At 71.2% G+C, this 18,844-nt stretch carries 20 protein-coding genes; 8 read left to right on the top strand and 12 right to left on the bottom strand.

The annotated features are described in order from the left end of the window. Positions 1 to 49 precede the first annotated feature (49 nt). Entirely contained in the window at positions 50 to 1,291 is a 1,242-nt protein-coding gene (serB, locus tag ACFYZA_RS25800; RefSeq protein WP_382593023.1) for a phosphoserine phosphatase SerB, read from the top strand. Between the two features lie 81 nt (positions 1,292 to 1,372). On the opposite strand, the gene ACFYZA_RS25805 is transcribed toward serB, so the two are convergent. The 4 genes from ACFYZA_RS25805 to ACFYZA_RS25820 form a co-directional block, all read right to left on the bottom strand. Then, positions 1,373 to 1,891 carry a SixA phosphatase family protein gene (locus ACFYZA_RS25805; RefSeq protein WP_388492987.1) on the bottom strand — a complete coding sequence of 173 codons (519 nt, stop codon included), beginning with the start codon at positions 1,889 to 1,891 and terminating at the stop codon, positions 1,373 to 1,375. Positions 1,892 to 1,985: 94 nt separating this feature from the next. After that, on the bottom strand, positions 1,986 to 2,192 hold the full coding sequence (locus tag ACFYZA_RS25810) for a hypothetical protein (protein WP_382593017.1): 207 nt from the start codon (positions 2,190 to 2,192) through the stop codon (positions 1,986 to 1,988). Positions 2,193 to 2,397: 205 nt separating this feature from the next. Further along, a complete protein-coding gene (locus ACFYZA_RS25815; protein WP_261711291.1) occupies positions 2,398 to 2,514 on the bottom strand; it encodes an SGM_5486 family transporter-associated protein in 117 nt (38 codons plus the stop codon). A gap of 30 nt (positions 2,515 to 2,544) precedes the next feature. Further along, positions 2,545 to 3,837 carry a CynX/NimT family MFS transporter gene (locus tag ACFYZA_RS25820; RefSeq protein ID WP_382593014.1) on the bottom strand — a complete coding sequence of 431 codons (1,293 nt, stop codon included), beginning with the start codon at positions 3,835 to 3,837 and terminating at the stop codon, positions 2,545 to 2,547. A gap of 90 nt (positions 3,838 to 3,927) precedes the next feature. On the opposite strand from ACFYZA_RS25820, the gene ACFYZA_RS25825 reads away from it, so the two are divergent. Continuing rightward, positions 3,928 to 4,611 carry a FadR/GntR family transcriptional regulator gene (locus ACFYZA_RS25825; RefSeq protein ID WP_382593011.1) on the top strand — a complete coding sequence of 228 codons (684 nt, stop codon included), beginning with the start codon at positions 3,928 to 3,930 and terminating at the stop codon, positions 4,609 to 4,611. An 18-nt stretch (positions 4,612 to 4,629) separates the two neighbouring features. Here the strand turns inward: ACFYZA_RS25825 and ACFYZA_RS25830 are convergent, their stop codons facing one another. From ACFYZA_RS25830 to fabG, 3 genes are all read right to left on the bottom strand, one after another. Further along, entirely contained in the window at positions 4,630 to 4,995 is a 366-nt protein-coding gene (locus ACFYZA_RS25830; protein WP_388493192.1) for a hypothetical protein, read from the bottom strand. A 202-nt stretch (positions 4,996 to 5,197) separates the two neighbouring features. Then, complete coding sequence (gene fabI, locus ACFYZA_RS25835; protein WP_382593008.1) at positions 5,198 to 5,965, bottom strand: enoyl-ACP reductase FabI; 768 nt, start codon at positions 5,963 to 5,965, stop codon at positions 5,198 to 5,200. A gap of 5 nt (positions 5,966 to 5,970) precedes the next feature. Continuing rightward, positions 5,971 to 6,690 (bottom strand): 3-oxoacyl-[acyl-carrier-protein] reductase, encoded by a 720-nt coding sequence (gene fabG, locus ACFYZA_RS25840; protein ID WP_382593005.1) that lies wholly within the window; start codon positions 6,688 to 6,690, stop codon positions 5,971 to 5,973. Between the two features lie 212 nt (positions 6,691 to 6,902). Between fabG and ACFYZA_RS25845 the strand changes: the two genes are divergently transcribed. The 3 genes from ACFYZA_RS25845 to tyrS are packed head-to-tail and all read left to right on the top strand — an operon-like array spanning position 6,903 to position 11,121. Then, positions 6,903 to 8,414, top strand: coding sequence for a TldD/PmbA family protein (locus tag ACFYZA_RS25845; RefSeq protein ID WP_388493193.1), 1,512 nt, complete (start codon positions 6,903 to 6,905; stop codon positions 8,412 to 8,414). Beyond that, complete coding sequence (locus ACFYZA_RS25850; RefSeq protein ID WP_388492990.1) at positions 8,411 to 9,808, top strand: metallopeptidase TldD-related protein; 1,398 nt, start codon at positions 8,411 to 8,413, stop codon at positions 9,806 to 9,808. Before ACFYZA_RS25845 ends, ACFYZA_RS25850 begins: the two co-directional genes overlap by 4 nt. 44 nt (positions 9,809 to 9,852) lie before the next feature. Then, a complete protein-coding gene (gene tyrS / locus ACFYZA_RS25855) occupies positions 9,853 to 11,121 on the top strand; it encodes a tyrosine--tRNA ligase (protein ID WP_382593000.1) in 1,269 nt (422 codons plus the stop codon). Positions 11,122 to 11,271: 150 nt separating this feature from the next. On the opposite strand, the gene ACFYZA_RS25860 is transcribed toward tyrS, so the two are convergent. Beyond that, complete coding sequence (locus tag ACFYZA_RS25860; RefSeq protein WP_161244563.1) at positions 11,272 to 11,547, bottom strand: GlsB/YeaQ/YmgE family stress response membrane protein; 276 nt, start codon at positions 11,545 to 11,547, stop codon at positions 11,272 to 11,274. Between the two features lie 214 nt (positions 11,548 to 11,761). Here ACFYZA_RS25860 and ACFYZA_RS25865 point away from each other — a divergent pair, with 214 nt between their 5' ends. Together ACFYZA_RS25865 and ACFYZA_RS25870 are read left to right on the top strand one after the other, a co-directional pair. Beyond that, a complete protein-coding gene (locus ACFYZA_RS25865) occupies positions 11,762 to 12,136 on the top strand; it encodes a DUF3099 domain-containing protein (RefSeq protein WP_382593074.1) in 375 nt (124 codons plus the stop codon). A 218-nt stretch (positions 12,137 to 12,354) separates the two neighbouring features. Continuing rightward, a complete protein-coding gene (locus tag ACFYZA_RS25870; protein ID WP_382592997.1) occupies positions 12,355 to 12,594 on the top strand; it encodes a hypothetical protein in 240 nt (79 codons plus the stop codon). On the opposite strand, the gene moaA is transcribed toward ACFYZA_RS25870, so the two are convergent. From moaA to ACFYZA_RS25885, 3 genes are all read right to left on the bottom strand, one after another. Continuing rightward, a complete protein-coding gene (moaA, locus tag ACFYZA_RS25875) occupies positions 12,577 to 13,566 on the bottom strand; it encodes a GTP 3',8-cyclase MoaA (protein WP_388492992.1) in 990 nt (329 codons plus the stop codon). The genes ACFYZA_RS25870 and moaA overlap by 18 nt on opposite strands. Positions 13,567 to 13,765: 199 nt before the next feature. Beyond that, positions 13,766 to 15,397: a cation acetate symporter gene (locus ACFYZA_RS25880; RefSeq protein WP_388492993.1), complete on the bottom strand. Its 1,632-nt coding sequence runs from the start codon at positions 15,395 to 15,397 to the stop codon at positions 13,766 to 13,768. Next, entirely contained in the window at positions 15,394 to 15,759 is a 366-nt protein-coding gene (locus ACFYZA_RS25885) for a DUF485 domain-containing protein (protein WP_190028026.1), read from the bottom strand. Before ACFYZA_RS25885 ends, ACFYZA_RS25880 begins: the two co-directional genes overlap by 4 nt. A gap of 424 nt (positions 15,760 to 16,183) precedes the next feature. Between ACFYZA_RS25885 and ACFYZA_RS25890 the strand changes: the two genes are divergently transcribed. Then, positions 16,184 to 17,725 carry a S8 family serine peptidase gene (locus tag ACFYZA_RS25890; protein WP_388492995.1) on the top strand — a complete coding sequence of 514 codons (1,542 nt, stop codon included), beginning with the start codon at positions 16,184 to 16,186 and terminating at the stop codon, positions 17,723 to 17,725. Positions 17,726 to 17,786: 61 nt separating this feature from the next. Here ACFYZA_RS25890 and ACFYZA_RS25895 read toward each other — a convergent pair whose 3' ends face one another. Further along, positions 17,787 to 18,830: a zinc-dependent alcohol dehydrogenase family protein gene (locus ACFYZA_RS25895; RefSeq protein ID WP_388492996.1), complete on the bottom strand. Its 1,044-nt coding sequence runs from the start codon at positions 18,828 to 18,830 to the stop codon at positions 17,787 to 17,789. Positions 18,831 to 18,844: the final 14 nt, after the last annotated feature.

An 18,844-nucleotide genomic window follows, 5' to 3' on the forward strand; every position in this document is an offset into this window, starting at 1 on the left:
CGGGACGCCGTGCGGACGAGGCACCGCGTGCCGATACGGTGGGATCACCATGACGCGATCGCCCCTGCCCCCCGCCGGCCAGAGCTCCGACGCCGGTCAGAGCTCTGACGTACCGACTCTCCTCGTCAAGATCTTCGGCAAGGACCGCCCCGGCATCACCGCCGGGCTCTTCGACACCCTCGCCGCCTACGCCGTCGACGTCGTCGACATCGAGCAGGTCGTCTCCCGTGGCCGGCTCGTGCTGTGCGCGCTGGTCACCCAGCCGACCGTGGCCTCCCAGGGCGAGCTGCGCGCCACCGTGCACAGCTGGGCCGAGTCGCTGAAGCTGGAGGCCGAGATCATCTCCGGCACCGGCGACAACAGGCCGCGCGGCAGCGGCCGTTCGCACGTCACCGTGCTCGGCAACCCGCTGACCGCCGAGTCCACGGCGGCCATAGCGGCCCGCATCGCCGGCACCGGCGGCAACATCGACCGCATCTTCCGGCTCGCCAAATACCCGGTCACCGCAGTGGAGTTCGCGGTGTCGGGTGTCGAGACGGCCCCCCTGCGCACCGCGCTCGCGACCGAGGCCGCCGCCCTCGGGGTGGACGTGGCCGTCGTCTCGGCGGGGCTGCACCGGCGGGCCCAGCGGCTCGTGGTGATGGACGTCGACTCCACGCTGATCCAGGACGAGGTGATCGAGCTCTTCGCCGCGCACGCGGGCTGCGAGGAGGAGGTCGCCGAGGTCACCGCCCGCGCGATGCGCGGCGAGCTGGACTTCGAGCAGTCCCTGCACGCCCGGGTGGCGCTGCTGCGGGGCCTGGACGCCTCGGTCGTGGACAAGGTGCGGGCCGAGGTCCGGCTCACCCCCGGCGCCCGCACCCTGATCCGTACGCTCAAGGCGCTCGGCTATCAAGTGGGCGTCGTATCGGGCGGGTTCACCCAGGTCACCGACGACCTCAAGGACCGGCTCGGCCTCGACTTCGCCTCCGCCAACACCCTGGAGATCGAGGACGGCAGGCTCACCGGCCGGGTCACGGGCGAGATCGTCGACCGGGCCGGCAAGGCACGGCTGCTGCGCAGGTTCGCCGCCGAGGCGGGGGTGCCGCTGGCCCAGACGGTGGCGATCGGCGACGGCGCCAACGACCTCGACATGCTGAACGCGGCGGGCCTCGGCGTCGCCTTCAACGCCAAGCCGGTGGTGCGCGAGGCCGCGCACACGGCGGTGAACGTGCCCTTCCTCGACACCGTGCTCTATCTGCTCGGCATCACCCGGGAAGAGGTCGAGGCCGCCGACGGCCTCATCGACTGACCCGGGTACGGATCCGTACGGGAAAGGCCCCGGCGCGCTGTGTGCGCCGGGGCCTTCGCCGGGTTCGGGCCGGCCGTGGTGTCAGGCGTGCGGGGCCCAGAAGTCGACGAGCGTGGCGACGCCGTGTTCCACGGACTTCCAGGAGCCGTTGAAGGAGAGCACCGCGATGGACGAGGTCGGGAAGCCGCTGCGGTTCATCCGCGACAGCGCGTCGCCCTCGGCGCCGCCCGCGAGCGCGTCGGCCATCGCGTGCATCCCGGGGTTGTGGCCGATGAGCAGCAGGTCGGCGACGTCTCCGGGGGTCTCGTTGACCAGCGCGATGAGCTCGCCGAGGGAGGCTTCGTACATCCGCTCCTCGTACACCGTCCGGGGGCGCTGCGGCAGTTCGTGGACGGCGAGCTTCCAGGTCTCGCGGGTCCTGACGGCGCTGGAGCACAGGGCGAGGTCCGGCACGATGCCGGCCGCGGCCAGTCGGCGGCCCGCCACGGGGGCGTCCGCCCTGCCCCGTTCGGCGAGCGGCCGGTCGTGGTCGGACACCTCGGGCCAGTCGGCTTTCGCGTGCCGGAGAAGGACGATCCTGTGGGGTGTATCGACGCTCATGTTCCCCAGCTTCGCATGAATCGCGCCATCGGGCGCAGGGTGTTGGGGGCTCCGCCAGGGGGGTGACACGTGGGCTCGGTCAGGCGTGCTCGGGTCAGCGCGAGAGGCTCTGCTGGATGCGGTCGACGAGGTGGGTGAGGGTGCCGTCGCCGGATGCGGCGTGGGCGTCGCCCGAGCCGATGACGAGGGCGAGCAGCACGAAGAACGCGATGGCCGGCAGTACGACGCCCCACCACGGCAGCTTGAAGTCGACGCCACCGGCGCCCTGTTGGGGGGACCTGGGGTGGGTGTGGGCCGACATGACCGCCTCCGTGGGGGTGCTGGGTTCGCGTGCCGCGGGCGGACGGCGTGTCCGTCGCGGTACCTCAAAACCTACGGATGCGGCGGGCGTCGTCCCATCCGGTGACCCACCCACTTGACCCTGACCCTGGCCCCCTAGGGGATGGTGGGGCTAGCACCACCACGGCCCCGACGAGGCGGTCGCCGGGGCCTCGGTCAGGCCTGGGTCAGGGGGAGGCGAGCGTCGCGATGACGGCGACCACGACCGTGACGGCGAGCATCGCGCCGAGCACGAGCAGGAGCTTCTTGTGGCTGTTCTGCGGATTGGGTTCGAGCACTGGCATGCGGCCAGTGTCGCATCCCGGTTTGGCCCGCTATCGCCGGGCCCCGGCCTCGTCCTCGATCGTGCGGTCGCGCCCGGCCAGGATGCCCACCACGATCTGCGGCACCATGAGTCCCGCCATCAGGGCGATGGGCAGGTCCCAGCCGCCGCTGCGGTCGTGCAGCACGCCGACCAGGAGCGGGCCCGGGATCGAGAGCAGGTAGCCGACGCACTGGGCGAAGGCGGACAGGCGCACCACGCCCGCGTGGGTACGGGAGCGCTTGCTGATCATCGTCAGGGCGAGCGGGAAGGCGCAGTTGGAGATGCCGAGCAGCAGCGCCCAGGCCCAGGCGCCGGAGGCCGGCGCGAGGTAGAGCCCGGCGTAGCCGGCCAGGCCGCAGGTGCCGAGCGCGACGACGATGGGGCCCTGGCTGCGCAGCCGGTTGACCAGCCACGGGATGACGAAGCCGAGCGGCACGCCCATGACCATGGTGATCGACAGGAGCAGTCCGGCGGTGCCGGCCGAGACGCCCGCGTCGCGGAAGATCGTCGGCATCCAGCCCATGGTGATGTACGCGCCGGTGGCCTGAAGCCCGAAGAAGCAGGCCAGGGCCCAGGCGGTGCCGCTGCGGGTGATGCGCAGGGCGGGGGCCGCCTCGTCCTTGGCGCTGACGGCCGGGCCCGCGCTTCCGGAGCGGTCGCGCGTCAGCGGGAGCCAGACGGCGACGGCGACGACGGCGAGCAGCGCCCAGATGCCGAGGCCCTGGCGCCAGCTGCCGCCCAGCGCGTCGGTGAGGGGCACGGTGGTGACGGCGGCGAGCGAGGTTCCGGCGGCGAGCGCCATCGAGTAGAGCCCGGTCATCGAGCCGACCCGGTCCGGGAAGTACCGCTTGACGATGACCGGCATCAGGACGTTGCTGAGGGCTATGCCCATCAGGGCGAGCGCGCTGGCCGCGAGGAAGGTGACGGTGCCGCCCGCGAAGGAGCGCAGGAGCAGGCCCGCCGTGATGGCGGCCATGCCCGCGAAGACGACGGCGCCGGGGCCGAAGCGGCGGGCCAGGCGCGGCGCCATGATGCCGAAGACGGCGAAGCAGAACGCGGGCACCGAGGTGAGGACGCCGGCGATGCCGCCGCTCATGTGCAGCCCGCCGGTGACCTCCTTCATCAGCGAGCCGAGGCTCGTGATGGCGGGGCGCAGGTTGACCGCGGCGAGTACCAGCGCGAGCGGTACGAGCCAGCGCGTCCACGCCGGCACCCGTGCCGCGCCGGCGGGTGCGGGGGCTTCCGGGGAGGCGGTGGGGACGGTGGGCGCGGGGCTCAGCGTGGTGGTCTCTTCGTCGGGCATGGTGCCATCATAGAATCATGGGATGATTGGTTGTCCAATCGAATCCCGTCACGCTTTCCGGTAACCCACCCCCTCTCGGACTGGAGCACCATGACCCTCAGCTCTCCCCGGCGATCCGCCCTCGCCGACCAGGTGATCGCGCAGTTGCGCAACCAGATCACCTCGGGCGAGTGGCCGGTGGGCTCGCGCATCCCGACCGAGCCGGAGCTGGTCGAGCAGCTCGGAGTGGCGCGCAACACGGTCCGCGAGGCGGTCCGCGCCCTCGCGCACAACGGACTGCTCGACATCCGCCAGGGCTCGGGCACCTATGTCGTGGCGACGAGCGAGCTGGCCGGCGTGATGCACCGCCGCTTCGCCGGCGCCGACCCGCGCCACGTGGCCGAGCTGCGCTCCACCCTGGAGTCCTCGGCGGCCAAGCTGGCCGCCCAGCGGCGTACCGAGCGCGAGCTGAAGCAGCTGGACACGCTGCTCGACCGGCGCGAACAGGCCTGGGCGTCGGGCGACCGGGAGGCGTTCGTGGCGGCGGACGCGACGCTGCACCTCGCCGTCGTCGCGGCCTCGCACAACGACGTACTGACCGAGCTGTACGCGGACCTCGGGCATCTGCTGCGCGACTGGCTGCGGGACGACGTGGCGCTGGAGATGACGCCGGACAACCACATGGACCACGCCCGGATGGTCGACGCGATCCGCACGGGCGACGCGGAGACGGCCGCTTCGGAGGCGGCCGCGCACGCCTTCATCTGCCTGCCCGACCGCCTCGAAGGCCGCTGACGAACGACGGGCGCGTGCTCAGGACGCCTTCTGGTGGGTCACCCAGACCGTGCGGACGTCCTTCCAGCACCGGTCGGTGAGGCGCACGGTCTGCCCGGGGGCCACCTCCACCGGCGCCGCGTCCGCGTCCAGGTCCCACCAGTTGGCGCAGTCGGTGTGCAGCCGCACCCGGTCGGTGTCGGGGTAGGGGTTGTGGCAGTACGCGGTCACGTGCGAACCCTGCACGGAGGTGTGGCACGCGGCGCCGAACGGCTCGGGCCTCGGTGCGGCGGGCGGGGCGTCGGGGGCGGTGGCGGCCCGCACCACGGAGGGCGCGGCGAGCCCGGCCGCCGTCACCAGGAGGACGAACAGCAGGGCCAGCGCCCGCCGCTGCCCGACCCGCAGCGGTCGTGCGAGCAGGGGGCGTACGAGGCGCGGGCCCCCTTCGTGCGGGGGACGTGCACGCGAGGCACCCACACCCCCACCTCCTCCCCGGCCGCTCGCCCGACATGTCCGTTTCGATCAGTCTGCGGGGAAGTCGCGGCGCACGCACGGCGGCCGCCCGCCGGAAGGCTCCGGTGGGCGGCCGCGAACGAGCTGTGCGGGGTCAGGCACCCACGGCGTGCAGACCGCCGTCGACGTGGATGATCTCGCCCGTGGTCTTCGGGAACCAGTCCGAGAGCAGCGCGACGATGCCCTTGCCGGCCGGCTCGGGGTCGGCCATGTCCCAGGCCATCGGGGAGCGCGAGTTCCACACGTCGGCGAGCTCGCCGAAGCCCGGAATGGACTTGGCGGCCATGGAGCCGATCGGGCCCGCCGAGATCAGGTTGCAGCGGATGTCGTCCTTGCCCAGGTCGCGGGCCATGTAACGAGAGGTCGCCTCGAGGGCCGCCTTGGCCGGGCCCATCCAGTCGTACTGCGGCCAGGCGTACTGCGCGTCGAAGGTCATGCCGACGACGGAGCTGCCCGGGCCGAGCAGCTCGCGCAGCGCCATGGTCAGCGACTTCAGCGAGAACGCCGAGACGTGCATGGCGGTGGCGACCGACTCGAACGGCGTGTTCAGGAAGTTGCCGCCCAGCGCGTCCTGGGGTGCGAAGCCGATGGAGTGGACGATGCCGTCCAGGCCGCCGAGCTCCTCCTTGACCAGGCCCGCGAGCCGGTCCAGGTGCTCCTGGTTGGTCACGTCGAGCTCGATGACCTTGGCGGGCTTGGGGAGCTTCTTGGCGATGCGCTCGGTCAGGGTCGGCCGCGGGAAGGCGGTCAGGATGACCTCGGCGCCCTGCTCCTGGGCCAGCTTGGCGGCGTGGAAGGCGATGGAGGACTCCAGCAGCACACCCGTGATCAGGATGCGCTTGCCCTCGAGAATTCCGCTCATGGTGATCAGTGACCCATGCCCAATCCGCCGTCAACCGGGATGACGGCTCCAGTGATGTACGAGGCGTCGTCCGAGGCGAGGAACCTCACCGTGGCGGCGATCTCCTCGGGCTGCGCGTAGCGGCCCAGCGGCACCTGGGACACGATGCCCGAGCGCTGCTCCTCGGTGAGCACCTTGGTCATGTCGGTGTCGACGAAACCGGGTGCCACGACGTTGAAAGTGATGTTCCGGGACCCGAGCTCACGCGCGAGCGACCGGGCGAAGCCCACAAGACCCGCCTTGGAGGCGGCGTAGTTGGCCTGCCCCGCCGAGCCGTAGAGGCCGACGACCGAGGAGATCAGCACCACGCGGCCCTTCTTGGCGCGCAGCATCGCACGGTTGGCGCGCTTGACCACACGGAAGGTGCCGGTGAGGTTGGTGTCCAGGACGGAGGTGAAGTCGTCCTCGGACATCCGCATCAGGAGCTGGTCCTTGGTGACGCCGGCGTTGGCGACCAGGACCTCGACGGGACCGTGCTTGTCCTCGATCTCCTTGTAGGCCTGCTCCACCTGCTCGGTGTCCGTGATGTCGCACTTGACGGCCAGGACGCCCAGTTCGGTGAGGGCGGCCGGCGGCTCTCCGGTGCGGTACGTGATCGCGACCTTGTCGCCGCTGTCGGCAAAAGCGCGGGCGATGGCGAGGCCGATGCCCCGGTTACCTCCGGTGATGAGAACCGAGCGGCTCAACGGATCACCCTTTCGATAGGCGGATTCGTACTCCACGCAAACTATCGGTACCGCCCGACTTACGAGGAATCGAGCCCTGACAGTGGCGTGGAACGAGCGCTGTCGGGTCCCTACAGAAAGGGCGTAGTCACGAGGCCGCCCGGCGCGACATGATCGGGGGCGACCGGTCTCGTACGACAGGGGAGACAGCTGTGCCATCAGGGACCCATTCCATCGACGAAGCCTTCACGGCGCTGCCGCTGCGCGCACTCGCCGACGCGGCGCTCGCGCGGGCCCGCGCGCTGGGCGCCGATCATGCCGACTTCCGCTTCGAGCGGGTGCGCAGCGCCGCCTGGCGGCTGCGTGACGCCCGGCCCGCCGGCTCCTCCGACACCACCGACCTCGGCTACGCGGTGCGCGTGGTGCACGGCGGGGCCTGGGGGTTCGCCTCCGGGGTCGATCTCACGATGGACGCGGCGGCCAAGGTCGCCTCCCGGGCGGTGGCCATGGCCAAGCTGTCCGCGCAGGTCATCGCGGCCGCCGGGTCGGACGAGAGGGTCGAGCTCGCGGACGAGCCGGTGCAATCCGAGAAGACCTGGATCTCCTCGTACGAGGTCGATCCCTTCAGCGTGCCGGACGAGGACAAGAGCGCCCTGCTCGCCGACTGGAGCGCCCGGCTGCTCGGCGCGGCCGGGGTCGAGCACGTGGACGCGTCGCTGCTCACGGTGCACGAGAACAAGTTCTACGCGGACACGGCGGGCACCGTGACCACCCAGCAGCGGGTGCGGCTGCACCCGCAGCTGACCGCGATCGCGGTGGACCGCACGACCGGCGAGTTCGACTCGATGCGCACCATCGCGCCGCCGGCCGGACGCGGCTGGGAGTACCTGACCGGCACCGGCTGGGACTGGGACGCGGAACTGGAAGAGATCCCTTCGCTTCTGGCCGAGAAGATGCGGGCGCCCAGTGTCGAGGGCGGCCGCTACGACCTCGTGGTGGACCCGTCCAACCTGTGGCTGACCATCCACGAGTCGATCGGCCACGCCACCGAGCTGGACCGCGCGCTCGGCTACGAGGCCGCGTACGCGGGCACCTCCTTCGCCACCTTCGACCAGCTGGGCAAGCTGGCGTACGGCTCTCAGGTCATGAACGTGACCGGCGACCGGACCGCGGAGCACGGGCTCGCGACGATCGGCTACGACGACGAGGGGGTGGCCGCGCAGTCCTGGGACCTGGTGAAGGACGGCACCCTCGTCGGCTACCAACTCGACCGCCGCATCGCGAAGTTGACGGGTCTTGGCCGCTCCAACGGCTGCGCCTTCGCCGACTCCCCCGGGCACGTCCCGGTCCAGCGGATGGCGAACGTCTCGCTCCAGCCGGATCCGGGCGGGCTCTCCACGGAGGACCTGATCGGCGGGGTGGAGCGCGGCATCTACGTGGTCGGCGACCGCTCGTGGTCGATCGACATGCAGCGCTACAACTTCCAGTTCACCGGCCAGCGCTTCTTCCGCATCGAGAACGGGCGGCTCGCGGGCCAGCTCCGCGATGTCGCCTACCAGGCGACCACCACCGACTTCTGGGGCTCCATGGAGAAGGTCGGCGGCCCCCAGACCTACGTCCTGGGCGGCGCCTTCAACTGCGGCAAGGCCCAGCCGGGCCAGATCGCCGCGGTCTCCCACGGCTGCCCCTCCGCCCTGTTCCGCGGCGTCAACATCCTCAACACGACTCAGGAGGCCGGGCGATGAGCTCGCGTACCACCGTCAAGCCGCACGAGATCGTCGAGCGGGCCCTGGAGCTGTCCAGCGCCGACGGCTGTGTCGTCATCGCCGACGAGCACTCCTCGGCGAACCTGCGCTGGGCCGGCAACGCGCTGACCACCAACGGCGTCACGCGCGGGCGGACCCTCACCGTGATCGCGACGGTGGACGGCGCCCAGGGCACCGCCTCCGGTGTCGTGTCGCGCTCGGCCGTCACCGCCGACGACCTGGAGCCCCTGGTGCGTGCCGCGGAGGCGGCCGCGCGCGGCGCCGGGCCCGCCGAGGACGCCCAGCCGCTGGTCACCGGCGTCCCGGCGTCGGCGGACTTCACGGACGCCCCCGCCGAGACGACCTCGGCCGTGTTCACCGGCTTCGCGCCCGCCCTCGGCGAGGCCTTCGCGCGGGCCAGGGCCGGCGGCCGCGAGTTGTACGGCTTCGCCAACCACGAGCTGAGCTCCACCTACCTCGGCACCTCCACCGGCCTGCGGCTGCGCCACGACCAGCCCAACGGCACCCTGGAGCTCAACGCCAAGTCCCCGGACCGGACCCGCTCGGCCTGGGCGGGGCGGGCGACGGCGGACTTCAAGGACGTCGACCCCGGCGCCCTCGACGAGGAGCTCGCGCGCCGGCTCGGCTGGGCCGAGCGCCGCGTCGAGCTGCCGGCCGGGCGCTACGAGACGCTGCTGCCGCCGACCGCCGTGGCCGACCTGCTGATCTACCAGATCTGGTCGGCGGCGGCCCGGGACGCCGCCGAGGGCCGGACCGTGTTCTCGAAGCAGGGCGGCGGCACCCGCGTCGGCGACACCCTCTCGCCGCTCCCCCTCTCGCTGCGCAGTGACCCGAACGAGCCGGGTCTGGAGTACGCGCCGTTCCAGGTGGCGCACTCCTCGGGCGACACGGAGTCGGTGTTCGACAACGGGCTCCCGCTGACCGCGACGGACTGGATCCGCGAGGGCCGCCTGGAGAACCTGGTCACCACCCGGCACTCCGCCGCCCTGACCGGCCTGCCGGTCGCCCCCGCCCCCGGCAACCTGATCCTGGACGGCGGCGGCGAGCGCACCCTGGACGAGATGGTCGCCGCCACCGAGCGCGGCCTGCTCCTCACCTGCCTGTGGTACATCCGCGAGGTGGACCCGGCGACGCTGCTCCTGACCGGTCTGACCCGGGACGGGGTGTATCTCGTCGAGAACGGCGAGGTCGTCGGCGAGGTGAACAACTTCCGGTTCAACGAGTCGCCGGTCGACCTGCTGTCGCGGGCCACCGAGGCGGGACGCACCGGGAAGACCCTGCCCAGGGAGTGGAACGACTACTTCACCCGGACCGCGATGCCCGCGCTGCGCATCCCCGACTTCAACATGAGCTCGGTCAGCCAGGGCGTATAACCTCGGTGCTGTCAGTAAGCACGTCTGAAGGAGACAAGAGACCCGTGACGGACATCGTCGACGAACTGCGGTGGCGTGGGCTGATCGCCCTCTCCACCGACGAGGACGCATTGCGCAAGGCGTTCGCGGACGGTCCCGTCACGTTCTATTGCGGCTTCGACCCGACCGCGCCCAGCCTGCACCTCGGCAACCTGGTGCAGATCCTCACCATGCGCCGGATCCAGCTCGCGGGGAACCGGCCGCTGGGCCTGGTCGGCGGCGCCACCGGCCTGATCGGCGACCCGAAGCCCAACTCCGAGCGCACGCTGAACGCGCCGGAGGTCGTGGCGGGGTGGGTCGAGCGGCTGCGCGGCCAGATCGAGCGGTTCCTCGACTTCGAGGGCCCGTACGCCGCGACCATGGTCAACAACCTGGACTGGACGTCGGGCCTGTCGGCGATCGACTTCCTGCGGGACATCGGCAAGTACTTCCGGGTCAACAAGATGATCGCGAAGGAGGCCGTCTCGCGTCGGCTCAACTCCGACGCGGGCATCAGCTACACCGAGTTCAGCTACCAGATCCTGCAGGGCATGGACTTCCTGGAGCTCAACCGGCGGTACGGCTGCACGCTGCAGACCGGCGGCAGCGACCAGTGGGGCAACCTCACGGCGGGCACCGACCTGATCCACCGGGTCGAGCCCGACGCCGAGGTGCACGCCCTGGCCACGCCGCTGATCACCAAGGCGGACGGCACCAAGTTCGGCAAGACGGAGTCCGGCACGGTCTGGCTCGACCCCGAGCGGACCACGCCGTACGCCTTCTACCAGTTCTGGCTGAACGCGGACGACCGGGACATCTCGAAGTTCCTGCGGATCTTCAGCTTCAAGTCCCGCGAGGAGATCGAGGAGCTGGAGCGGCTCACCGAGGAGCGGCCGCAGGCCAGGGCCGCGCAGCGGGCGCTCGCCGAGGAGCTGACGACGCTGGTGCACGGCGCGGAGCAGACGGCCGCGGTGACCGCCGCGTCCAAGGCGCTGTTCGGCCAGGGCGAGCTCGCGGAGCTGGACGAGGCGACGCTGGCCGCCGCCCTGTCCGAGCTGCCGAACGCGCGGGTGTCCGAGCTCGGCGCGGTCACCGACCTGTTCGCCGAGGTGGGCCTGGTGGCCAGCAAGTCGGCGGCCCGCCGCACCGTGAAGGAGGGCGGCGCCTACGTGAACAACGTGAAGGTGACGGCCGAGGACGCGGTGGCGACGGCGGAGGAACTCCTGCACGGGCGCTGGCTGGTGCTGCGCCGCGGCAAGAAGAACCTGGCGGCCGTGGAGGTCACCGGCGCCTGACCGGTACGCGGCACCAGGCCGTGGGTCCCTGACCGGTACGCGGCGCCGAGCCGTCGGCGTCCAACTGGCCGACGGCACCGAGGCGCCCGGCCGGTGAACGGCACAAAAGGGGGCGGCTCCTCCACGGAGCCGCCCCCTTCCGCGTGCCCGTCAGGCTCTCTGCTTGTTGCCCCGCACCGCCATGTAGAGCATGTCGCCGAGGAAGACGATCACGACGGCGGCCGCGATCTGCAGGCCGTGCCGGCCCCAGTCGATGCCCTTGGTCTCGGCGATCCCGATCGCCCGGGCGATCGAGTTGCCGACCACGCCGCCGATGATGCCGAAGATGGTGGTCAGCCAGAGCGGACTGTGCTGCTTGCCGGGAATGATCGCCTTGGCGATGAGACCGAGCACGAATCCCACGATGATGGCCCACAACCAGCCCATGGCTGCCTCCTTGTACGGCTCGACGTGAGCAGGTTCAGCCAGTGTCAGCCCGTACCACGTACGGCGCATGTCGGATACGTCCGTACGTGGCGGGTACTGCGACATCCGCGCAGGCTGGAGCCGCCCCGGTCTCGAACCCGGCGGAGCCCCGGCGTACGGTGATAGCAGTCCGGGCCGGGGAGAGCCCGCCGTGGAACTCGGGTGGTGGAACGTGATGCGGAAGCAGAGCAGCGGCCAGGTCTTCCGGATCACCGGAGCCCGCCGGTCGCTCGACGAGGACGTCCGTGGCCGGCAGCGCCGCTACGTGATCTCGATGTCGATCCGCACGCTTTCGGTGGTGCTGACCGCGGTGCTGTGGAACGTCGAGCGTCCTGTCGCCATCGTGACCCTTGTTCTGGGAGCACTGCTGCCCTATGTGGCGGTCGTGTTCGCCAACGCGGGCCGGGAGAACGTGACTTCACTGCCCTCCACCTTCATCCCCGCCCCCGTCCGTCCGGCGCTCGGCGCGGCCCCCGTGGGCGGCGCCGCGGAATCCCCGGCGGAACCCGCCGACGGTGACCGGGAGTGGCGTTCGCGCGAACACGGCTGATCCGTCACCGTCCGCGAAGCTCAAGAAAACCTCAGATCAATCATGAAGTTCCGGTGCACCACACCGGGTCCCCCATGACATACTTCGTAGGCGCTCCGCATCCCCCGTCGGAGCGACGGACCGACGCCGGGCAGCTCCCCCCGTGGCTGCTCGGCGTCGCCTTTGTCACGGGGCCGCGGGCCGCTTCGCACCGGGGCGCATGCCGCACAATTGTCTCTGTGAGTGACGAGACCAGCGACGAGACCCCCATCTGTTCCGCCAAGGGCTGCCGCGCCGACGCCGTGTGGGTGCTCGCGTGGAACAACCCGAAGATCCACACCCCGGAGCGCCGCAAGACGTGGCTCGCGTGTGCGGAGCACCGCGAGCACCTGTCCCAATTCCTGGGCGTACGGGGCTTCTTGAAGGATGTGGTGACGCTCGCCGAGTGGGAGTCGGCCGGCTCAGCCGCCGATCGCTGACATCGGGCGGTCGGGCTGCAGGAACGAGGGGTCGTCCAGGCCGGAACCGGCCTTCTTGCCCCACATCGCCACCTTCCACAGGCGGGCGATCTCCTCGTCCCCGGCGTCCGAGCGCAGGGCCGCGCGCAGGTCGGACTCCTCGCGGGCGAACAGGCAGGTGCGCACCTGGCCGTCGGCGGTGAGCCGGGTCCGGTCGCAGGATCCGCAGAACGGGCGGGTCACCGAGGCGATGACGCCCACGGTGTGCGGGCCGCCGTCGACCACCCAGCGCTCGGCGGGCGCGGAGCCCCGCTCGTCGTCGCCCTCGGGGGTCAGCGTGAAGCGCGTACGCAGCGACGTGAGGATGTCGCCGGCGGTGATCATGCCGTCGCGCTTCCAGCCGTGCTGCGCGTCGAGCGGCATCTGCTCGATGAAGCGCAGCTCGTAGTCGTGCTCGACGGCCCAGGCCAGCAGGTCGGGGGCCTCGTCGTCGTTGAGGCCCGGCATCAGGACGGTGTTGACCTTGACCGGGGTCAGGCCGGCCTCGCGGGCGGCCTCCATGCCCTCGATGACGTCCTTGTGGCGGTCGCGGCGGGTCAGGGTCTTGAAGACCTCGGGCCGCAGCGTGTCCAGGGAGACGTTGACCCGGTCGAGGCCCGCGGCCTTCAGGGCCGAGGCGGTGCGCTTGAGGCCGATGCCGTTGGTGGTGATCGACATCCGGGGGCGCGGCTCCAGGGCCGCGCAGCGCTCGACGATCCCGACCAGGCCGGGACGGAGCAGCGGCTCGCCGCCGGTGAAGCGGACCTCGGTGATGCCGAGCTCGGTGACGGCGATGCGGATGAGGCGGACGATCTCGTCGTCGCTCAGCAGATCGGGCTTGGCCAGCCACTGCAGGCCCTCTTCCGGCATGCAGTACGTGCATCGCAGATTGCACCGGTCGGTGAGCGAGACGCGCAGGTCGGTGGCCACCCGGCCATAGGTGTCGATGAGCACTTGTGGGCCCCCTCCCCTGTCCGTCGACGTTCGCCCGGAGTTCGGTCGAACGTCTGCCGAATGTGTATACACCCGAGCCTACGCGAGACCTACGGCAACCGGAGGGGCCGATTGTCACGAGGTACGGCGAGGCCGTGTCGTAGGGTCCTACGACACGGCCTCGGCCATCCGCCGTGCGGACGTACGTCCGGAGCGGCCCTCAGTGGGCGCCGATGCCGGTCAGGGACTTGACCTCCAGCTCGGCGTACTTGCCCCGGTCCGGCTCCTCCTTGGAGAGCAGCGAGCCGATCCAGCCGAGCAGGAATCCCAGCGGGATCGAGATGAGGCCCGGGTTCTCCAGCGGGAACCAGTGGAAGTCGACGCCCTTGAACATGGACGTCTTCGGGTTGCCGGAGACGACGGGCGAGAACAGCACCAGGAACACCGAGCTGAACAGGCCGCCGTAGATCGACCAGAGGGCGCCCTGGGTGGTGAAGCGCTTCCAGAACAGGCTGTAGAGGATGGTCGGCAGGTTCGCGGAGGCGGCCACCGCGAAGGCGAGCGCGACCAGGCCGGCCACGTTCATGTCGCGGGCGAAGGCGCCGAGCACGATCGCGACGGCTCCGATGAAGACGGTGGCCCAGCGCGCGGCGCGCATCTCCTCCTTCTCGGTCGCCTTCCCCTTGCGGATGACGTTGGCGTAGATGTCGTGCGCGAAGGAGGAGGACGAGGCGAGGGTGAGGCCGGCGACGACGGCGAGGATGGTCGCGAAGGCGACCGCCGAGATCACCGCGAGCAGGGTCGCGCCGCCGGTGGTGCCGACGCCGCCGCCGAGGTACTCGGCGAGCTGCGGGGCCGCGGTGTTGCCCGCCGGGTTCTGCGCCTTGATGGCGGCGGGTCCCACCAGCGCCGCCGCGCCGAAGCCGAGCGCGATCGTCATCAGGTAGAAGGCGCCGATGATGCCGATCGCCCAGTTCACCGACTTCCGGGCGGCCTTGGCGGTGGGCACCGTGTAGAAGCGGATCAGGATGTGCGGCAGGCCCGCGGTGCCGAGGACCAGGGCGATGCCGAGCGAGATGAAGTCCAGCTTGGACGTGCCGCTGGCGCCGTACTTGAGGCCCGGCTCCAGGAACGCCGCGCCCTTGCCGCTCTTCTCGGCGGCGCTGCCGAGCAGGTCGGAGACGTTGAAGTGGAACTTGAGCAGCACCAGGAAGGTCATGAGGATCGCGCCGGCGATGAGCAGCACGGCCTTGACCATCTGCACCCAGGTGGTGCCCTTCATGCCGCCGATGGTGACGTACACGATCATCAGGACGCCGACGAGGGCGACGATGAGGATCTTGCCCGCGTCGGTGGTGATGCCGAGCAGCAGCGAGACGAGGACGCCCGCGCCGGCCATCTGCGCGAGCAGGTAGAAGATCGAGACGACGATGGTGGAGGCGCCGGCGGCGGTGCGCACGGGACGCTGCCTCATCCGGTAGGCGAGCACGTCGCCCATCGTGTAGCGGCCGGAGTTGCGCAGCGGCTCGGCGACCAGGAGGAGCGCCACCAGCCAGGCGACCAGGAAGCCGATGGAGTAGAGGAAGCCGTCGTAGCCGAACAGGGCGATGGCTCCGGCGATGCCGAGGAAGGACGCCGCGGACATGTAGTCGCCGGAGACGGCGAGGCCGTTCTGGAAGGCGGTGAACTGGCGGCCGCCCGCGTAGAAGTCGGAGGCGTTCTTGGTCTGCCGGCCGGCCCAGACGGTGATGGCGAGGGTCGCGGCGACGAACACCGCGAACAGGGTGATGATCAGCGGCCGGTGCTCGGTGGTCGAGACGGCCGCGGCGAGCGGGGCGAGGGCGGGGCTCATGCGTCGGCCTCCATACGGGACTTGATGGCCTCGGCCTTGGGGTCGAGCTTCGCCGCGGCGTGCCGGGAGTAGAACCAGGCGATGAGGAAGGTGGTCAGGAACTGGGCGAGGCCGAAGACGAAGGCCACGTTGATGTTGCCGATGACCTTGGTGCCCATGAAGCCGCCCGCGTAGCTGGACAGCAGTACGTACAGCAGGTACCAGGCGATGAAGGCGACGGTCAGCGGGAAGGCGAACGAGCGGTGGGCGCGGCGGAGTTCGCCGAATTCCGCGCTCTGCTGCTCCGCGACGAATGCCTCGGTGCTGGGCTGGACTGGGCCGGGGGCCGCCCCGGCTTCGGGCGGCGGCGCGTCGGTGGCCACGGAATCTCCTCGCGGTGCGGATGCGGATGCGGCGGGGACGGACGGGTCGGACATGGGGTCTCCGCCGGCGGTTGGATGCGGTCCCCCTGACAACGGCACGGGGCTCGGGCCGTCTCGGTTCAGTCCGGCCGTTTTTTCTCCTTGGCGCATCCCCGGCGCATCCCCCCACGGCACCGGCGCGTGGCGCGTTTCGTGCTCCCCCGGGGCGACTACGCGACTTTCTCCGCGAACTCGGCGGAAGCCGTTGATCCGCCGAGATGATCGGCGATAGCTTCACTGCTCAACGCGCCCGTCCGGCCCCGGCGCCCGGCGGGCGGTCCCCGGAGCCGGTGCACCACCGCACGCCGTCTTCTTGTGTCTCGCTTCTTCCGTCTCGTCTTCTTCCGTTACGTACCGAGAGTTCCGCCAACCCCATGGAGACCCCATGCCGTTGCACATCTCCCGTACGCGCCGCGCCGTAGCGGCCTCGGCGGGCCTGGCCACCGCCGTCGCGCTCGCGCTGCTGCCCGGCACCGCGTCGGCCGCCCCCACCGCTGCCGGATCCGTCACCACGAAGGCGGCGGCGGGCACCGGTCCCGAGCTGAGCTACATCGTCAACGTCCGCCCGGGGCAAGGGAATTCGGCCCGGATCAAGCGAGCCGTGGCCCAGGCGGGCGGCTCGGTCCTCCAGGCGTACGACCGGATAGGCGTGCTCGTCGTGCACTCCGCCAACGCGGACTTCGCGAAGACGATCCGCAAGGTGCGGGGCGTCGACTCGGCGGGCGCGACCCGCACCGCGCCGCTGCCCGCGCAGTCCACCACCGACGTGGGCACGCCGAAGAACCTCACCGCCGAGGACCTGAAGGCGGCCTCGGCCAAGGCCGCGCCGGGCGAGGACCCCCTTGAGCCGCTCCAGTGGGACCTGAAGGCGATCAAGGCGGACAAGGCGCACGAGAAGACGCTGGGCAGCTCCAAGGTCACCGTCGGCGTGATCGACACGGGGGTCGACGACACCCACCCGGACATCGCGCCCAACTTCGACCGCGCCAAGTCGGTCAGCTGCATCACCGGCAAGCCGGACACCACGGACGGCGCCTGGCGCCCGTTCACCACCGGCGGCTCCCCGCACGGCACCCATGTCGCGGGCGAGATCGCGGGGGCCAAGAACGGCGTGGGCATCACGGGGGTGGCGCCCGGGGTGAAGGTCGCGGCCATCAAGGTGTCCACGCAGGGCGGCAGTTTCTTCTACACGGAGGCCGTGGTCTGCGGCTTCGTGTGGGCGGCCGAGCACCACATCGACGTGACGAACAACAGCTATTACACCGACCCGTGGTACTTCAACTGCAAGAACGACCCGGACCAGAAGGCACTGGTCGACGCGATCACCCGGGCCTCGAAGTACGCCGAGTCCAAGGGCACGGTGAACGTGGCGGCGGCCGGCAACGAGAACTACGACTTCGCGGCCGACTCGATCACCGACCCGGCGAGCCCCAACGACAGCACCCCGGGCAGCCGGGTGATCGACCCGCGTGAGTGCCTGGACATCCCGACCCAGCTGCCGGGTGTGGTGACGGTCGCCGCGACCGGGGCCAAGGGCCTCAAGTCGTCGTTCTCCAACTACGGGCTCGGCGTCATCGACATCGCGGCCCCGGGCGGCGACTCGACCGCGTACCAGCCGCCGCAGGCCCCGGCCACCAGCGGTCTCATCCTCGGCCCGGTGCCCGGCGGGACGTGGGCCTACATGGCCGGTACGTCCATGGCGACGCCCCATGTGGTGGGCGTGGCGGCCCTGTTGAAGTCGGCCCACCCGCACGCCTCGGCGGCCGCGATCAAGGCGCTGCTCGCGCTCCAGGCGGACCGGACGCCGTGCACCACGCCGTACGACATCAACGGTGACGGCAAGGTGGACGCGGTCTGCCAGGGCGGCAAGTTCTACAACGGCTTCTACGGGGCGGGCATCGCCAACGCCCTCAACGCCGTGAAGTAGCACGGCAGTCGAAGGGGGCCGTCCGCATCGCGGGCGGCCCCCTTCGGCGTGCAGCGGCTCGTTACGGCTTGACGAGGACCTTCAGGGCGGTGCGCTCGTCCATGGCCCGGTAGCCGTCGGGCACGCCCTCGATGCCGACCGCGAGGTCGAAGACCGGGGACGGGTCGATGGTGCCGTCGAGGACGTCGGCGAGCAGCTCGGGGATGTAGGTGCGCACCGGGGCGACGCCGCCGCGCAGCGCGATGTTGCGGTCGAACATGACGCCGAGGTCGAGGCCGGTGCCGCTGCCGTGCGGGACGCCGACGTAGCCGATGGAGCCGCCGTCGCGGGTGATGTCCACGGCGGTGCGCATGGACTGCTCGGTGCCGACGGCCTCGATGACGCCGTGCGCGCCCTGGCCCCGGGTCAGCTCGCGCACCGCGGCGACGGCGGCCTCGCCGCGCTCGGCGACGACGTCGGTGGCGCCGAAGAGCTTCGCTATGTCGGTACGCACCTGGTGGCGGCCGAGCGCGATGATGCGCTCGGCGCCGAGCCGCTTGGCGGCGAGCACCCCGCACAGGCCGACGGCGCCGTCACCGACGACGGCGACGGTCGAGCCGGGCCGGACGCCGGCGCCGATGGCCGCGTGGTGGCCGGTGCCCATGACGTCGGACAGGGCGAGCAGCGCGGTGAGCAGGCGGTCGTCGGAGACGGCCTCGGCGGGGAGCTTGACGAGGGTGCCGTCGGCGAAGGGCACGCGGACGGCCTCGCCCTGGCCGCCGTCGGAGCCGACCGAGCCCCAGAACCCACCCTGCGGGCAGGAGGTGGTCAGGCCCTCGGCGCAGAAGTCGCAGGTGCCGTCGGACCAGACGAAGGGCGCGACGACGAGGTCGCCCTTGCGCAGGCCGCGCACCTCGGGGCCCGCCTCCTCGACGATGCCGAGGAACTCGTGGCCGATGCGCTGCCCGGGCCGGCGCGCGGACTCGCCGCGGTAGGCCCACAGGTCGCTGCCGCAGATGCAGGCCCGCAGGACCCGGACGACCGCGTCGGTGGACTCCTGGACCTTCGGGTCCGGCACCTCCTCCACCCGGATGTCGTGGGGGGCGTGGATGACGGTGGCGCGCATGCTGCAGGTCCTTG

Source organism: Streptomyces sp. NPDC001828, from assembly GCF_042892175.1.
Classification (GTDB): domain Bacteria; phylum Actinomycetota; class Actinomycetes; order Streptomycetales; family Streptomycetaceae; genus Streptomyces.

What these genes read in the sequence shown, in the direction of transcription:
- ACFYZA_RS25850 (WP_388492990.1), top strand. Translation starts at nt 8,411, where the DNA reads ATGAGCTCGCGTACCACCGTCAAGCCGCACGAGATCGTCGAGCGGGCC.
- serB (WP_382593023.1), top strand. Translation starts at nt 50, where the DNA reads ATGACGCGATCGCCCCTGCCCCCCGCCGGCCAGAGCTCCGACGCCGGT.
- ACFYZA_RS25865 (WP_382593074.1), top strand. Translation starts at nt 11,762, where the DNA reads ATGCGGAAGCAGAGCAGCGGCCAGGTCTTCCGGATCACCGGAGCCCGC.
- ACFYZA_RS25880 (WP_388492993.1), bottom strand. Translation starts at nt 15,397, where the DNA reads ATGAGCCCCGCCCTCGCCCCGCTCGCCGCGGCCGTCTCGACCACCGAG.
- ACFYZA_RS25820 (WP_382593014.1), bottom strand. Translation starts at nt 3,837, where the DNA reads ATGCCCGACGAAGAGACCACCACGCTGAGCCCCGCGCCCACCGTCCCC.
- fabI (WP_382593008.1), bottom strand. Translation starts at nt 5,965, where the DNA reads ATGAGCGGAATTCTCGAGGGCAAGCGCATCCTGATCACGGGTGTGCTG.
- ACFYZA_RS25810 (WP_382593017.1), bottom strand. Translation starts at nt 2,192, where the DNA reads ATGTCGGCCCACACCCACCCCAGGTCCCCCCAACAGGGCGCCGGTGGC.
- ACFYZA_RS25860 (WP_161244563.1), bottom strand. Translation starts at nt 11,547, where the DNA reads ATGGGCTGGTTGTGGGCCATCATCGTGGGATTCGTGCTCGGTCTCATC.
- ACFYZA_RS25890 (WP_388492995.1), top strand. Translation starts at nt 16,184, where the DNA reads ATGCCGTTGCACATCTCCCGTACGCGCCGCGCCGTAGCGGCCTCGGCG.
- ACFYZA_RS25815 (WP_261711291.1), bottom strand. Translation starts at nt 2,514, where the DNA reads ATGCCAGTGCTCGAACCCAATCCGCAGAACAGCCACAAGAAGCTCCTG.
- ACFYZA_RS25805 (WP_388492987.1), bottom strand. Translation starts at nt 1,891, where the DNA reads ATGAGCGTCGATACACCCCACAGGATCGTCCTTCTCCGGCACGCGAAA.
- ACFYZA_RS25825 (WP_382593011.1), top strand. Translation starts at nt 3,928, where the DNA reads ATGACCCTCAGCTCTCCCCGGCGATCCGCCCTCGCCGACCAGGTGATC.
- ACFYZA_RS25895 (WP_388492996.1), bottom strand. Translation starts at nt 18,830, where the DNA reads ATGCGCGCCACCGTCATCCACGCCCCCCACGACATCCGGGTGGAGGAG.